Origin of the sequence: Brenneria sp. hezel4-2-4 (assembly GCF_013155275.1) — a bacterium.
In the GTDB taxonomy this organism is placed as follows: Bacteria; Pseudomonadota; Gammaproteobacteria; order Enterobacterales; family Enterobacteriaceae; genus Brenneria.
The window spans coordinates 38775-53291 of the sequence record NZ_JABJXS010000009.1 but is presented as its reverse complement, the minus strand read 5'-3'; the positions used below and the strand labels follow the sequence as shown (position 1 = coordinate 53291).

Here is a 14517-nt window from a genome sequence, read left to right as displayed (position 1 = left end):
CCCTCATAGTTGCCTTACTCCGCGGACTTCTTCTTCGCGCGTTTGGCTTTGGTTGCCGATGCAATCTTACGCGTTTTCTCGGCGTTCTTTTTTGGCTTCGCTTTTGCCGTAGCCGGCTTAGCCTTACGATCGCCCTCTTTGCGGAAAGCGGCATCCGGTTCGAAGTTCGCCGCGGGCTTGGCGCTACGGCGGCGACTCGGTCTGGCTTCGCGGTTATCCGGCTTCTTGGCCCGATCGCGCGCGGTCTTGCCTTCGCCACGCGGCTTACGTGTACTGGAGACCAGCGCAAAATCGATATTGCGCTCATCCATATGGACGGCTTCAACACGGATTTCCACTTCATCGCCCAGACGATAAACCTGACCACGTGATTCGCCGATCAAACGCTGCCCGATATTATCATAACGATAGTAGTCGTTATCCAGCGTGGAGACATGCACCAGCCCGTCGATAAACAAATCGTTCAGCCGCACAAAGAAACCAAAACCGGTCACGCTGGCGATGATCCCCGTGAACACCTCGCCGACGTGATCCTGCATAAAGTCGCATTTCAGCCAGTCGGCCACATCCCGCGTCGCCTCATCGGCACGGCGCTCGGTCATCGAACAGTGCATCCCCAGTTGCAGCATCTCGTTCATATCGCTGTGCCAGCCGCCGGTCGGCGTCCAGCGTTCTTTACGGGAACTGAGCAGATACTTGATTGAGCGGTGCAACGACAGGTCAGGGTAACGGCGAATAGGCGAGGTAAAGTGACCGTAAGAGGTCAACGCCAGACCGAAATGCCCGCGGTTTTCCGGATCGTACACCGCCTGCTTCATCGAACGCAGCAGCATGGTTTGCAGCATTTCACGATCGGGACGACCGGCGATCTCCAGCATCAGATCGGCGTAATCTTTCGGCTGCGGCTTCATTCCGCCTTTTAACGTCAGTCCCAGTTCGCCCAACACGCTGCGCAAAGCCAGGACATGATCTTCACTCGGCCGATCGTGGACGCGGAATAACGCCGGCTCCTCATTTTTCTCGACAAATCTCGCCGCCGCGATATTCGCCAGAATCATGCACTCCTCAATCAGCTTATGCGCATCGTTGCGCACCACCGCCTCGACCCGTTCAATCCGTCGCTCGGCATTGAAAATGAATTTCGCTTCTTCGGTTTCAAACGCGATGCCCCCGCGAATATCACGCGCCCGTTCCAACACCCGAAACATCTTGTGCAGCTCTTCCAGTCCGCCCACCAACGGCTGGTAGTGTGCGCGCAGTTCCTGATCGCCCAGCAGAATGTTCCACACTTTGGTGTAGGTCAGACGGGCGTGCGAACGCATTACCGCTTCATAAAACTTGTACGAGGTGAGTTTTCCCAGCCCCGACACGGTCATCTCGCAGACCATACACAGGCGGTCAACCTGCGGGTTAAGCGAACATAGCCCGTTCGACAGCACTTCCGGCAGCATCGGCACCACCTGCGACGGGAAATACACCGAGGTGCCGCGCGCGCGCGCTTCGTTGTCCAGCGGCGTATTGGGACGCACATAATAGCTGACGTCGGCAATCGCCACCCACAGTCGCCAGCCGCCGCCGCGTTTTTTCTCACAGTACACGGCATCATCGAAATCGCGGGCGTCTTCGCCGTCAATGGTCACCAGCGGCAGCTTACGCAAATCCACCCGACCTTTTTTCGCCTCTTCAGGCACCTCTTCGGACAGATCTTTGACCTGCTCTTCGACTTTTGGCGGCCAGGTATGCGGGATGTCGTGGGTGCGCAAAGCGATGTCCACCGCCAGACTGGTGCCCATGTTATCGCCGAGGATCTCGACGATTTTCCCGACGGCTTTCGTGCGTCGCGTGGCGCGCTGGGTAAGTTCCACCACCACCACAAACCCCATCCTGGCGCCGTTGATCTCTTCTTTCGGAATAAGGATATCAAAGCTTAAGCGGCTGTCGTCCGGAACGACGAAACCGACGCCGGCATCGACAAAGTAGCGCCCGACAATCTGCCCGGTACGCGGCTCCAGCACGCGCACGATGCGGCCTTCGCGCCGTCCTTTGCGGTCTGCGCCCAACGGCTGGGCCAGCACCACATCGCCATGAATGGCGCGTTTCATTTCTTCGGCGGACAAATACAGATCGTCTTTGCGCCCTTCCACGCGCAGGAAGCCAAAACCGTCGCGATGGCCGATCACCGTGCCGCGCAGCAGATCCAGTTTTTCCGGCAGCGCGTAACATTGACGGCGGGTAAAAATCAGTTGACCGTCACGTTCCATCGCCCGCAGGCGGCGACGTAACGCTTCGAGTTGCTCTTCGCTGGTTAACTGAAGATCGGCAGCCAGTTCTTCCCGGTTAATCGGGGTATCGCGTTTGGCGATATGCGCCAGAATATATTCACGACTCGGTATGGGGGATTCGTATTTTTCTGCTTCTCGTTCCAGAAACGGGTCTTGTGACATTGCGGTTCCTCCGTTGTCATCAGCAGGAGGCTGAACAGAATTCATTCAACCAACAATAATTTGTAGAGCGGTGGGTTTTCTTTGACCATATCGGCCAGCGTGTATTGATCCAGCTCGTGCAGAAAGCTCTGCACCGCCTGCTGGAGCACTTGTTTGAGTCGGCAGGCAGGGGTAATGTGGCAAAACTCACTGCTACAGTTAACTAACGAGAGCGGCTCCAGCTCACGCACCACATCGCCAACCCGGATTGACCTTGCGGGTTTCCCCAATCGTATCCCGCCATTTTTGCCGCGCACGGCCCTGACAAATCCGCCTCGGCTCAGTTGATTGATGATTTTGACCATGTGATTGCGCGACACGCCATACACTTCCGTCACTTCTGAAATGCTGGTCATTTTGCCATCGGGTAAAGACGCCATATAAATCAGCGCCCGCAGGCCATAATCCGTGAAACTTGTTAACTGCACATAAACCTCGGATACCGGTGGGTATCATTGTACGACGTAGCGAATACGCCCGAAGAAACAGGTCAGGATGCCGCCGGCCCATCGCCGAACCGCACCGCAGACACACAATACTGATCTTATCCGCAGATAATAAACCAGCCGCAAACGCTACGGCTAATTATTTAGCGACAATACCGGTATATACCGCTGAAAAGCGGTAGCCGAAAGCGCTTCGCCGTCTCCCAACGGTCAGTCTCCCGACAGAGTAGTAGAAATCAGCGCTAATCGGAAAAAATATCAACACCATTGCTCTAAGGATTAGCGTTTTTAAGCCGATTTTTAGCATGAGCACAACGCTAAGGTTCAGGGTGATGATGCCCATTCTGTGATGAAGCCGGGCGCTTTACCCCTTAACCAAAGCTGGTTTAACGGATTTTCTGCGCTGACATATATTTTTAATTTTATCTTTGTTTTACAGTCATCAACGATGCTCGCACTACACCGATCCCGTATTTTCTGTGATGTTCTGTTTTATTCATCGCCTCATAAAAACGCGTCATACCATGGGGCGATAAAGTTTACGACTTTTGTCACTTTACGCTGCACACACAAGGAATAAGGAAACCATGGGCTTGAAAAACATCTCCATTCGCGCCGGATTACTGACATTACTGTTATCCACCACCCTGCTGCTGCTTATCGTCAGCGGCATGGGGATTCTGGCGCTTAAAAAAGACAGGGAATCGCTGCTGGTACTGAACCAAACTCAGGGAATCGAGCTTGGCAGTCTGATGAATGGATATAACCAGACGCTAAGGGCCAGAGCCTCGGCGACGCTGGCGGTGAGAAAAATTGAAATGGGCCAGCTTGAAGCGGGAACGCAGGAAACCGAAGAAGTGGAAACAGCTCTGCTCCAGTCCCGGAAGGAAATCGATCGCGTCATGGCGTCGGTTGAGTCCGATACCCAAAGGCATGGGCTGGCGCAGGAGGTAGCGAAAACCTATCAGGCTTATCTCGAACAAGGCATGATGCCGATACTGAGTTCGCTTCAGAAACAGTACACCGACGAATACTACGAGGTACTCGAAAAACAGCTCGGCCCGCTGAGCGCCGCCTTTGATAAATCCATTCAGGACTTCCGTCTGCACGCGCAGCAGCTTTCTGAACAGGGACTGGCGCAGTCCGAAGGCAATGAACGGATAATGCTGCTGCTCATCGCCATCTCCTGCCTGTTATCCATGGCGCTGGCGATGCTTGGCTGGGTTGCGCTGCGGCATATGCTGTTAAAACCGTTGGAACAGGCTATTGAACAACTGGAGCACGTCGCCAACGGCGATTTGACGCGCCGTCTGTTGCAGGGCGGCAGTAACGAACTGGGTCGCCTCGGCGACGCGATTGGCCGGATGCAAGGGGCATTGCTGGATTCGGTCAGCCAGGTTCGTGACGCCAGTACGCAGATCGATCTCGGTAGCCGCGAGTTATTTGAGGAAAACACCCATCTTTCCCAGCGCACGGAAGAGTCCGTTGCGGCGCTGGAGCAGACGGCCGCCAGCATGGAGCAGTTGAGCGCGACGGTGAAGCTGAATGCCGAGCACGCCGAACAGGCTCATCAGGTCGCCAACAACGCCTCGGACATCTGCGATCTCAGCAATGAATCCGTCTGCTATGTGATTGAGAAAATGCAGGAAATCGCCACCAGCGCCAAACGGATTAATGACATTCTCGGCGTGATTGACGGTATTGCTTTCCAAACCAACATTCTGGCGCTCAATGCGTCGGTAGAGTCTGCCCGCGCGGGCGAACAGGGACGCGGCTTTGCCGTGGTCGCCGGGGAAGTCCGCAATCTGGCCCAGCACAGCGCTCAGGCGGCGAAAGAGATCCGCTCGCTGATACTGGATTCACAGGAACGGGTGTCGGAAGGGCTGGAACTGGCTTCGCGGGCCGGCGCAACCATGGATGAGGTGACGGAAGAGATCATGCGCATTACCCGGCTGATGAAGGATATCTCCAACGCCACGCAAGAGCAGCATCGGGGTATTGAACAGGTGAATATCGCATTCACGCAAATCGATAAAGTGGCGCAGCAAAATGCCCAGTTGGTTAAGGCCTCCTCGGCCACCACGCAGTCGCTGGAAGAGCAATCCCAGCAGCTTATGCGTTCAATGGCGCTGTTTCAGGTATAAACGGCTTCGGGTATAACGGCGCGGGAGCATTCGGGACCGCCCCCCGAATGCTCCCGGACAAATTCGATTATCCGGCCTGCATCATGGTTTTTACTTTCGTTTTTAGGGCAAAATACCCCAGGTGAATTATCCTTTATATCAAGCCACGCCGATGATAATCGCCGATTAATCCCCCCGATGAGAGTACGATGAACAGCTTTGATCTCGCTTTTCTGAAATATGCGCAGGAATATAGCCCGCTGGCCATTGATGAGGTGATAACCAAATTTGGCAAGACATTGTCCACGCTGAAACGGACGATGAAAGAGATCAATGAGCAACTTCATCCCGCCTATCATCTGCACATTGATAATCAGTTCATTACCACGGCGATGTCCTATCGGGAATATATTGATTTTCTCGACCACATTAAATTCAACCGTTATATCACCACGGCGGAAGAGCGTATTCGGGATTTGAGCGTGGCGCTCTGTCTGCAAGATGTGGTGAATAAAAGCGAGTATTACCGGAAATTTCACGTCAGCCCCACCACGCTGAAAAACGACAATCAGGCGCTGCTCGGCTTTTTACAGGCCAACAAACTCACCATCACCGGTATTCCCAAACTCGGCTCGCGGCTGGACGGCGATGAAATCCTGCTGCGTATCGCCATCTGCCTGATTATTTTGAAAACGGTGGAAATAGGAGAAAACCAACTCCTGGTTCCCCACACTGCCAATGAACCGATAAATAAATCCATTGCCTTGCAGTTTTTAACCCAGTGCGCCCCTGAAATAGAGACCGCCGCCGCCCTTTACCAACAGCGGCTGAAGCCGGTGGTGCAACTGGGTTATAACAGCAAGAAATACTTTCTGGTCTACATGAGCATTGCGTTGCACCGCATCCGGCGCGGCCATGTGATCCCATCCGGTCGCCAGCTTGATTTTATTCAGTCGCTGGATTTTTCCCTGCTGGAACAGCAGCATGAAAATCAGTTTCTGAACCTGCTGATTTCATCGTTAACCTTTACCCGGCGTCCTTTCAATGTGTACGATCCCACGCTGATCCAACATGTTCGGCAATTGTGTTCGACCCTATCCCATTTACTACGGGCGCGAATTCAGAATACCCATGACTTCTTTTCCGAACTGTATCAGTTTATTTATTCCGCCATCGTACAGAATAAATTCAACCTCTATTTCGATGATAAAAAGCTGCACGACGTACAAACCCGTTATGCCACGTTATATACCGGCGTTTGTCAGGCGACCGCACCGATCGAACAGCACTACCAGACGACGTTTTCCCCCATTCATCTGGCCACGCTGGTATTGATCCTGAAAAAATACGAGTTGCAAAACCGCCTCTACAGCGAACCGAAAAAACGCATTATCATCGTAACCAATTCATCTGAAAGCAAAGTGGGTTATTTCAAAGAGGTGCTTAAATCCCATTTCCATATTGATATTGTCGACTGCGTCAATATTAACGAACTACAGCGGCTCAACCAGTTACCCTGCGATTTACTCATTACCTTTACCAATAAAATATCCAACTATCTGAAATATTACCGGCTGGATTATATCAAAGTGAATTTTTATCTTACCCGGGACGACATCGCCTTATTGAGCCAGCAAGGGCTTTCCCGGGCGAGAAAGAAAATTCCCCTTGAGGCGTTTTTGCAGGAAACCGAGGAAAGGGATCAACAACAGCGCCGTCTGTGGCTGGAACAGCGCTACCCCGATTTTTTTATCTGATAACATTTTTATTCATAACTAAAAGGGAAGTTTCCTGATGAGAAACGTTCCTGATTACTGACTTTTTGTTATCGGATCTCAAAATCTTCCAAGACCTTGCCATTATCAAGTGCTTCTTTGATAGCCTTGGGAGTACGTCCCTGACCAGTCCAGGTTTTCTCATCGCCATTTTCATCAATATATTTATATCTGGCAGGACGAGGTTCACGTTTAACCTTTGCGGATTTTGCCGATTTTTGTGATATGACTTCAAGAAGTTCGACAGGATCAATACCTTCTTCCAGCAACTTGGCGCGGAAGACTTCAAGCTTGGCCTGACGTTCAGCCTGTTCTTTTTGAATTGAGGCTTCTTCCTCACGGCGATCTTCCACAATAGCGGTCAGCTTCTCCAGCATTTCTTCCAGTGTTGCCAGATCAAGCTCACGAGCCTGAGCACGCAGTGTACGAATGTTATTTAATATTTTTAGCGCTTCGGTCATTTTTTCTATCCTGATAGTTGTAAAAACATTATTGGTATATGAAATTTTTCTTATTAATGTCGAATAAGTTGCGGCTGTTTTTCTTTCGATAAGATTTAGAACACACCCGTATGCAAAATACAATAAGTATCCTTTACGGCAACCAACAATCCTTTCCCCCTGGTCACACCGCTTAATTTCATAACTCTGCTACAGTAAATGTAGTTATCTGTCCAGAAATGGCGGTGCCGTGTCACATGAACACACTCTGGGACTCTGTTAAAAATGAATATTATAAAAAATAGCATTCTATCATGAACGCGAATAGTAGGCTTTTATGGCCTGCAAAAACTAACCCGTGCTTATCATCCAGCGCTGAGGTGGATATCAGGAAAATCGTGATCCTGGCTTACACGGATTGTTTTCTAGGGGACGTCATTAACTTATTGGAAATTCTGACAACACTTAACAAAAATCAACCAAATTCACCCGGGGAAAAAATACATTATGTGACTCGAATTTACTCCTTATACGGCGGTTCGATCACCTCCCCTTCAACGACCTTAATGAATGTAGAAACTCAAGCCGTGCAAGTTTCCCGGCAAGCAGACATTGATATACTCATTATCGCTCATGGTCCTCAACAGGCGATCTCAACGCCGCCAGATTCGATTATCCACTGGTTGCGTAAGATCTGCTTTCAATCACGATGCGTCATCGCTCTTGGCACCGGCATCTTCTGGCTGGCGGCCTCCGGCGTATTGAATCAACGAACGGTCACGACCCACTCATCACTGATAGCCAGGTTGATAGCATGCTATCCGACACTGCGCGTAAAACAGAATGCCGACCTCCAACAAGATGGTAAATTCTATACCGCCAGTGAGCACGTCAATATAAAAGAAATGGCCCAACTGTTATTGCGTTCAGATCGAGGGGAAATCACCACTGATGGCCTTACTACCGGCGCCTTAAAACCGCCTCATCTGGATAATGCCTCGTGTCTGTTAGATTCTGTTTTCACGCACACGCAATCTATCGCTCATCGCATTATACTTTGGTGGCTTACTCATATTGATGAAGATTTAAATACGGCCCAATCCGCCTGTTATTTAGCCATGAGCGAACGCAATTTTCGACGTCACTTCAAACTACAAATGGGATATTCTCCCTCTTTATTTTTATTATTATTGCGTCTTGAACTCTCACGACAGGCATTGATTAATAGCAACTTACCTATCGATAAAATCGCCCGCCGCTGCGGATTGCGGGATGGACAACAATTAGCCAGAATATTCAGAAAATTTATCGGCACCTCCCCTCATCAATATCGGGAGATAAAATATAAAGAACACTTTATCGGGCTCAATCCGGTCTATAGCGATTTATTTAATGCCGTCAATCTACCTGGATGGCTATATGCTTTTTTAGCCAAAATAAATCCCGAAAAACAGAAAAAACTATCGATATTACTCTATTTACAATATCAACCTGCAATTGAGCATTCCTGATGCAAGCAATAAATCGGAAAAAAGACGATACGCCATTTTCCCAACGTTTATCTTTTATTACCTTAATTACGCATCATGGGTATTGGCCGTTTTTGCAGTACATAAGGCCGGGTATGGAGCGGTATAGTCCCAATGTCCTCTTAAATAACGGTTAGACTAAACGTGAGAAATGGCCTCCTTGTTTTTACGCCAAATCCATTCAGTTTTCTTTTGCGTTTTCAAGGCATCCTCATGTCCAACAATCTATTGATTAAAATGACAGTATTATCTTCACTGTGTCTCAGCGGTGCGCTTTCTACTCAAGCGCTTGCCGCTACGGCAACAGACACGATGGCGGTCAGTGCAACCGTGGTCGCCGCCTGTACGATCTCAACCACGCCTCTCGCCTTCCCTGATTATTCAGGCGTCGCCGTTGATTCCACCGCAACCTTGTCGATTCTTTGCTCTAATGCGGCACCTTATACGGTGGGTCTTGGCGCAGGGACGGCCGTCGGGGCCACCACAGCCTTGCGTGCCTTAACTGGCTCGGTTGCCGGGTCAACACTGAACTACGGGTTGTATCAGGAAGCTGCGCATACCACCAACTGGGGCAATACCATTGATACGGATACGGTGGCCGGAACAGGTTCCGGGGCGACACAAACGTTGACGGTTTACGGCGAGATTGCTGCGAATCAGCTCACCTCCGCCGTTGGCACCTACTCGGATACTATCGCAGTTACCATTAACTACTAATACAAAGGTTAGCGATTATGCCCCGTAATAGATTAATATTCAGGGCGCTAATGATTGCAGGTCTGTGGTGCATTGCACTACAGACCTTTGCGCAAGCGCTATCCATTGTACCGATCAGTCAAACACTGTCAGCGAATAAACGGGCCGCCAGCTTCACGCTAACCAATCATTCCGATAAAAACACCCAGGTCCAGATCCGCAGTTATGCCTGGACACAAACGGTTAACAGTGATACTTACCAAGATACGACCAGACTGTCGATCAGCCCTCCTTTCGCGACCATTGCTCCAGGTCAATCCCAAACCATCCGCTTGTTATTGCGTGAATCCGCGGGCCAAACAGAAGAAGCTTATCGGGTGATCTTTGACCAAATCCCGGATAACAATAGAAATAAAGTCGAGCTGGCGTTACGTTTTACCATCCCGGTGTTTTCCCAACCACAGGCATTATCCACTGCGGATATTCGCTGGCGGGTTGAGAAACGTCAGGATCAGGCCGTATTGATCGCCGTCAATCATGGTCAACAGCACGCCATGTTGACAAACATTTCGCTGAATACCGACGGCAATATCGCGCTTAAACTTAAGGGACCGGGTCTGCCTTATATTCTTGCCGGCAGCGAGCGCCACTGGCTGATCGACGATCGTCTGCATCGGTTAACCCCCGGCAGGCGCTTACACCTGAAAAACGCCAGCCCGACAAGTCATGCCGATCAGTGGCTGAATGTGGGTATCACAGATTGAATGTTGTTCGCCCGTTGGGATTATTGTTGAGCATCATCGGCCTGTTCTGCCCAGGATTAAATGGCATCGCCTGGGCTGAATCCTCGGCCAGACAAAACCTGTTGCTCAGCGTGGTAGTAAACGGACAACAGCGTGAAGGCATTGATGATTTTGTCGAGGATAACGGAGAGCTGTTTGTTACCGTTACGCAACTCACCCGGTTAGGGCTGAGTTTACCGCCCTCTCAGAACGCCACGAACGATGAATTAATCAACCTAAGCACTATTCAGGGCTGGCGTTATCAATTAGACAATGAAACACAAACGCTCCATCTGCAAATCCCCAATCAGAATCTGGTGGCGCAACAGTTGAACGCTCCCCAAAAGCCAGACAGTGGTTCAGTTCCACACAGTGATAATGGCGCGGTATTGAATTATGACACTCAAATGACCCACTATGCCGGGCAATTGAGTGATAGCACGACGGGTGATTTACGGTTGTTTGGCAATCATGGCGTATTTTCAACCAGCGGAATACGGACGAATAATCCTTATCTTCGCCGAACCGTGCGGCTGAATAGCACATATAGCGTTTCTGATGTGGAAAAGCTGCGCACCTACAATGTCGGCGATTTTATCAATAGTGGTTTACCCTGGACCCGCCCTATCCGCATGGCGGGTATGCAGATGACCACCAATTTTAGCCTGCGTCCGGATCTGGTGACGTTTCCCCGCCCGGGAATTACCGGTGAGGTCGCGGTGCCTTCATCCGTTGATATCTATGTCAACGGTATACATCAATTGTCCAGCCGGGTAGAACCGGGTCCCTTTGAAGTTACCCAGTTACCAGTGACAAGTGGCGGTGGGGAAATCGCTATGGTGGTTAAAAGCGCCAACGGTCGGCAAATCCAACAGACGCTGCCTTTTTATACCGGTGCCTCATTACTCGAAAAAGGGTTGGACTCATTGGCCGTGGAAACCGGATTGGTACGCCGCCGTTATGCCACTCGTTCCAGTGACTATACGCAGAGCGCGGCTGCACTGAGCTATCGTCGAGGCATAACCAGCGGGCTGACGCTGTCCAGCCATCTTGAAGGTACTGAAAAACTGGCTATGGGCGGGATCGGCGCCGATCTGTTAATCAGCCGCTACGGCATCCTCTCATCTTCATTAGCGACCAGCCATTTCGGTAACCGGCAGGGGAGCCAATACGGGCTGGGCTTTTCCCATATTCTACCTGCCATGAGCTATGGCATCAGTATCCTACAGGCTGATAAACATTTTTATGATATTGCCGCCGCCAACGACGACACGATGCCTGGCACCACGCTACGCGCCAGCATTGGATTTCCCGTGTCACCCGGCAAGGGTTCATTTAGCCTGATTTATGCCAAGAGAATGGTCACTTTTTATAACGACTATGATTTAACATCGGAACGCATTGCCACTTCAACGCTGTCAGCGACCTACTCTGCTTCATTACCGTTTGATTCTTATGGTTATATAACGGTGTTGCATGATTTCGACAATCAACAAGGTAGCGGTATTTTTATTGGCTTCTCCATCCCCTTTGGCCGCAGAGCCACCATCAGCGCCAATAGCAGTATAAGCAACGGTAATCACTATCAAACCGTACAGGCACGGCAATCCGCGGTACAACGTGGCGATGTCGGCTGGAAAATCGCCAATCAGAGTGGAAGCCGAGCGCGACAAAATATGGCGTTAGATTACAAATCGCCATGGGGTTTGATGGGTACCGAGATCGAACGAAGCAAGGAAGGAAATGCGGTGCGCGCCAGCGCTCAAGGGGCAATTTCGACCCTTGGCGGCCATTTTTTCGCCTCGAATACTATTCATGACAGCTTCGGCGTAGTCGATACCGATGGATTATCCGGCATCACCGTATTACAGGAAAATCGGCCTCTGGGTAAGACCGATCGTAATGGCGTGATGTTTATTGAAGCGCTCAACGCCTATGAAAATAATCATTTGTCGATTGATCCCAACGATGTGCCGATGGATGTCTCGCTGCGTTACACCGAGCTCCACCTCACCCCCCGCGATCGTGCCGGCGTACTGGCCAAATTTCCCGTTCACCGCAGTAACAGCGCCACTATCAGGTTGGTTGATTCCAACCATCAGCCTATGCCGCTGGGCAGTACCGCCATCCTGAATGAAAATGGTATGCAACAGGTGATTGGCTATGACGGCATTATTTTCTTTGAAAACCTTGCCACGCATAACACGCTTAGCGTACAGCGAAATGAGCACCCCGCCTGTCACGTCGCCTTTGATTATCACCCTCAACCCAACACGATCCCCGAGATCGGGCCATTGACCTGCCTTACCGGAGAAAAACCATGAGATTAACCACATTATTGTGTCTTCTCACCTTGCTTCCTGTGGAAGTGCTGGCCTATAGCTGTGCGATCAGCACGACAGCATTAAATTTCGGCGCCATAGAAGGGATTACCGGCACATCACTGCAAAGTACGGCTACTTTCACGGTGAAATGTCAGGCAGACACTGACACAGACAGCGCCATTAGCTATCAGATAATGATTGATGGCGCCGAAACGGGCGGCCAGCGTCAAATGACCAATGGAAATCACACTACACATTATCAGCTCTATACATCAGGCAATAACCAGCAAATCTGGGACAGCAGCACCGGAACGCTGACAGATGGCTACACGCTGGTCGCCGATACAAGTGAAACTCGCACTTATACGGTTTACGCCAGTATGGCTCCCTCTTTTCAGGATGTTCCAGGAACGTATCTCGATACCCGTACCATCAATCTGGTGTATTAAGTACAGTGCGCGAATAAGTCCTCTTATTGAGGCAATCAGCACGGTCTGGCTAAAGTGGAGCAAAGCTATTTAGCGTTGCCCCCCCTGATGCCGTTTACGGAAAAAAATCACGCTGATTTACGCTATCCGCTTGAATACCTGTTCGGCCATCTCTTCCGCCAGTACCGCGCATAATCCGGTATAGGCCGCCGGATCCAACAGTTCGGCAATCTCTTGCGTGGTGAAATTCGCCGCGATAACCGGATTGCTCGCCAGCGCCTCATGGTAGGCAATATTTTCATGGGTACTGCGCATCGCCACCTGATAAACCAACTCGTGGGCCGGATCCTTACCCAGTTTATCCACCAGCTTCATCATGATTTTTTCACTGTTGATCAGCCCATGCGTCAACCCCACATTCTGCCGCATCCGCTCCTTGTTGATCACCAACGTCCGGGTCAGCTCTTCGGCCCGCAGGATAATTTCCGCCATCAGCTCAATACTTTCCTGAAGATTGGCATCAAAAATAAAGTAGGCGGAGCTATCCGCTTCGAACGGACGCGGGCAGACATACAGCGATGAGGTCAATACCGCATACAGCCTTTGCGCATTGGCGATGATCCCTTTCGCCAGCTTGGGATTAACCTTCTGCGGCATGGTGCTGCTGCCGACCGTCCCTTTGGCAAAGGCTTCGGAAACCTCGCCGAACTCTTCGCTGGAGGTCTGATAAACTTCTTCGGCGATTTTATGCAGCGTGGTGGCCAACAGACACAGATTCGAGATGTATTCAGCCCGATACACCCGGGCATTACGCGACGGGATCGCCATTGCATGCATTCCCAGCGCCTCCGCCACCAGATCCTGTACCCGACGACCGGGTTCGCCGGTGGCATGGAAAGCGCCGACCGCGCCGCCCATCATCACGGTAAATACCCGTTTCTCCGCTTCCTGCATACGCTCTACCGCGCCCAGCAGTTCATAAATCCACACCGAGACCTTATAGCCATAGGTAATCGGCAACGCATGTTTGCCATGGGTGCGCCCCGCCATCAAGGTGTCTTTATGCGTTTTCGCCAGCCGGGCAAGGTTGAGCAGCACGCTGTCCACAAACTGCAACAGTCGCTCATGGAACTGCTTAACGATATACAAATGCGCCGTTTGCTGGATATTCTGCGTCGTCACGCCATAGTGCACATACTTGCCGCTTTCGGCGTCGCAGGCATTGACCAGCACCTTTATCACCGGAACAAAGCCGTGGCCGATTTGTTGCAACAGACGCTCGATCTCCGCCAAATCAATACGTTCCAGCTTACAGTTGGCGGCAATATTCTCCGCCGCCTGTTGCGGGATCATCCCCGCTTTGGCCTGCGCCAGCGCCAGCGCGGCTTCAATATCAAGCCATGACTGTACCCGCGCCTCATGGGTAAACAGACTTTTCATGCCTTTATCGTCAATGGTTTTACTTTTTGAGTCATACAGTGCGCGCATGTT

The 14517-nt window shown here is 51.0% G+C and carries 11 protein-coding genes; 7 read left to right on the top strand and 4 right to left on the bottom strand.

Annotated features, from left to right (window positions below):
• Nucleotides 1-14: 14 nt before the first annotated feature.
• Nucleotides 15-2444 (bottom strand): ribonuclease R, encoded by a 2430-nt coding sequence (gene rnr / locus HOY33_RS16135; protein WP_172291164.1) that lies wholly within the window; start codon nucleotides 2442-2444, stop codon nucleotides 15-17.
• Between the two features lie 41 nt (nucleotides 2445-2485).
• Nucleotides 2486-2911: a nitric oxide-sensing transcriptional repressor NsrR gene (gene nsrR, locus HOY33_RS16130; protein WP_172291163.1), complete on the bottom strand. Its 426-nt coding sequence runs from the start codon at nucleotides 2909-2911 to the stop codon at nucleotides 2486-2488.
• Nucleotides 2912-3516: 605 nt separating this feature from the next.
• On the opposite strand from nsrR, the gene HOY33_RS16125 reads away from it, so the two are divergent.
• Together HOY33_RS16125 and HOY33_RS16120 are read left to right on the top strand one after the other, a co-directional pair.
• The gene (locus HOY33_RS16125) at nucleotides 3517-5073 is read left to right on the top strand and encodes a methyl-accepting chemotaxis protein (protein ID WP_172291162.1); all 1557 of its coding nucleotides are present in this window, start codon (nucleotides 3517-3519) and stop codon (nucleotides 5071-5073) included.
• Between the two features lie 188 nt (nucleotides 5074-5261).
• Nucleotides 5262-6809 carry a PRD domain-containing protein gene (locus HOY33_RS16120; protein WP_172291161.1) on the top strand — a complete coding sequence of 516 codons (1548 nt, stop codon included), beginning with the start codon at nucleotides 5262-5264 and terminating at the stop codon, nucleotides 6807-6809.
• Between the two features lie 68 nt (nucleotides 6810-6877).
• Here HOY33_RS16120 and HOY33_RS16115 read toward each other — a convergent pair whose 3' ends face one another.
• A complete protein-coding gene (locus HOY33_RS16115; protein WP_172291160.1) occupies nucleotides 6878-7288 on the bottom strand; it encodes an H-NS family nucleoid-associated regulatory protein in 411 nt (136 codons plus the stop codon).
• A gap of 377 nt (nucleotides 7289-7665) precedes the next feature.
• Here HOY33_RS16115 and HOY33_RS16110 point away from each other — a divergent pair, with 377 nt between their 5' ends.
• The 5 genes from HOY33_RS16110 (at nucleotide 7666) to HOY33_RS16090 (ending at nucleotide 13047) form a co-directional block, all read left to right on the top strand.
• Nucleotides 7666-8778, top strand: a complete 1113-nt coding sequence (locus HOY33_RS16110; protein WP_172291159.1) for a helix-turn-helix domain-containing protein — start codon at nucleotides 7666-7668, stop codon at nucleotides 8776-8778.
• A gap of 231 nt (nucleotides 8779-9009) precedes the next feature.
• Entirely contained in the window at nucleotides 9010-9513 is a 504-nt protein-coding gene (locus tag HOY33_RS16105; RefSeq protein WP_172291247.1) for a spore coat U domain-containing protein, read from the top strand.
• Nucleotides 9514-9563: 50 nt separating this feature from the next.
• Nucleotides 9564-10256 (top strand): molecular chaperone, encoded by a 693-nt coding sequence (locus HOY33_RS16100; RefSeq protein WP_172291158.1) that lies wholly within the window; start codon nucleotides 9564-9566, stop codon nucleotides 10254-10256.
• The gene (locus tag HOY33_RS16095) at nucleotides 10253-12598 is read left to right on the top strand and encodes a fimbria/pilus outer membrane usher protein (protein WP_253906983.1); all 2346 of its coding nucleotides are present in this window, start codon (nucleotides 10253-10255) and stop codon (nucleotides 12596-12598) included. Before HOY33_RS16100 ends, HOY33_RS16095 begins: the two co-directional genes overlap by 4 nt.
• A complete protein-coding gene (locus HOY33_RS16090; protein WP_172291157.1) occupies nucleotides 12595-13047 on the top strand; it encodes a spore coat protein U domain-containing protein in 453 nt (150 codons plus the stop codon). The genes HOY33_RS16095 and HOY33_RS16090 overlap by 4 nt, the downstream gene beginning before the upstream one ends.
• Nucleotides 13048-13164: 117 nt before the next feature.
• On the opposite strand, the gene HOY33_RS16085 is transcribed toward HOY33_RS16090, so the two are convergent.
• Nucleotides 13165-14514, bottom strand: coding sequence for an adenylosuccinate lyase family protein (locus HOY33_RS16085; RefSeq protein WP_172291156.1), 1350 nt, complete (start codon nucleotides 14512-14514; stop codon nucleotides 13165-13167).
• Nucleotides 14515-14517 lie beyond the last annotated feature (3 nt).

Coding starts and splice junctions, on each gene's coding strand:
- rnr (WP_172291164.1), bottom strand. CDS start 2,444: ATGTCACAAGACCCGTTTCTGGAACGAGAAGCAGAAAAATACGAATCC.
- HOY33_RS16085 (WP_172291156.1), bottom strand. CDS start 14,514: ATGCGCGCACTGTATGACTCAAAAAGTAAAACCATTGACGATAAAGGC.
- HOY33_RS16100 (WP_172291158.1), top strand. CDS start 9,564: ATGATTGCAGGTCTGTGGTGCATTGCACTACAGACCTTTGCGCAAGCG.
- HOY33_RS16120 (WP_172291161.1), top strand. CDS start 5,262: ATGAACAGCTTTGATCTCGCTTTTCTGAAATATGCGCAGGAATATAGC.
- HOY33_RS16090 (WP_172291157.1), top strand. CDS start 12,595: ATGAGATTAACCACATTATTGTGTCTTCTCACCTTGCTTCCTGTGGAA.
- HOY33_RS16125 (WP_172291162.1), top strand. CDS start 3,517: ATGGGCTTGAAAAACATCTCCATTCGCGCCGGATTACTGACATTACTG.
- HOY33_RS16105 (WP_172291247.1), top strand. CDS start 9,010: ATGTCCAACAATCTATTGATTAAAATGACAGTATTATCTTCACTGTGT.
- HOY33_RS16115 (WP_172291160.1), bottom strand. CDS start 7,288: ATGACCGAAGCGCTAAAAATATTAAATAACATTCGTACACTGCGTGCT.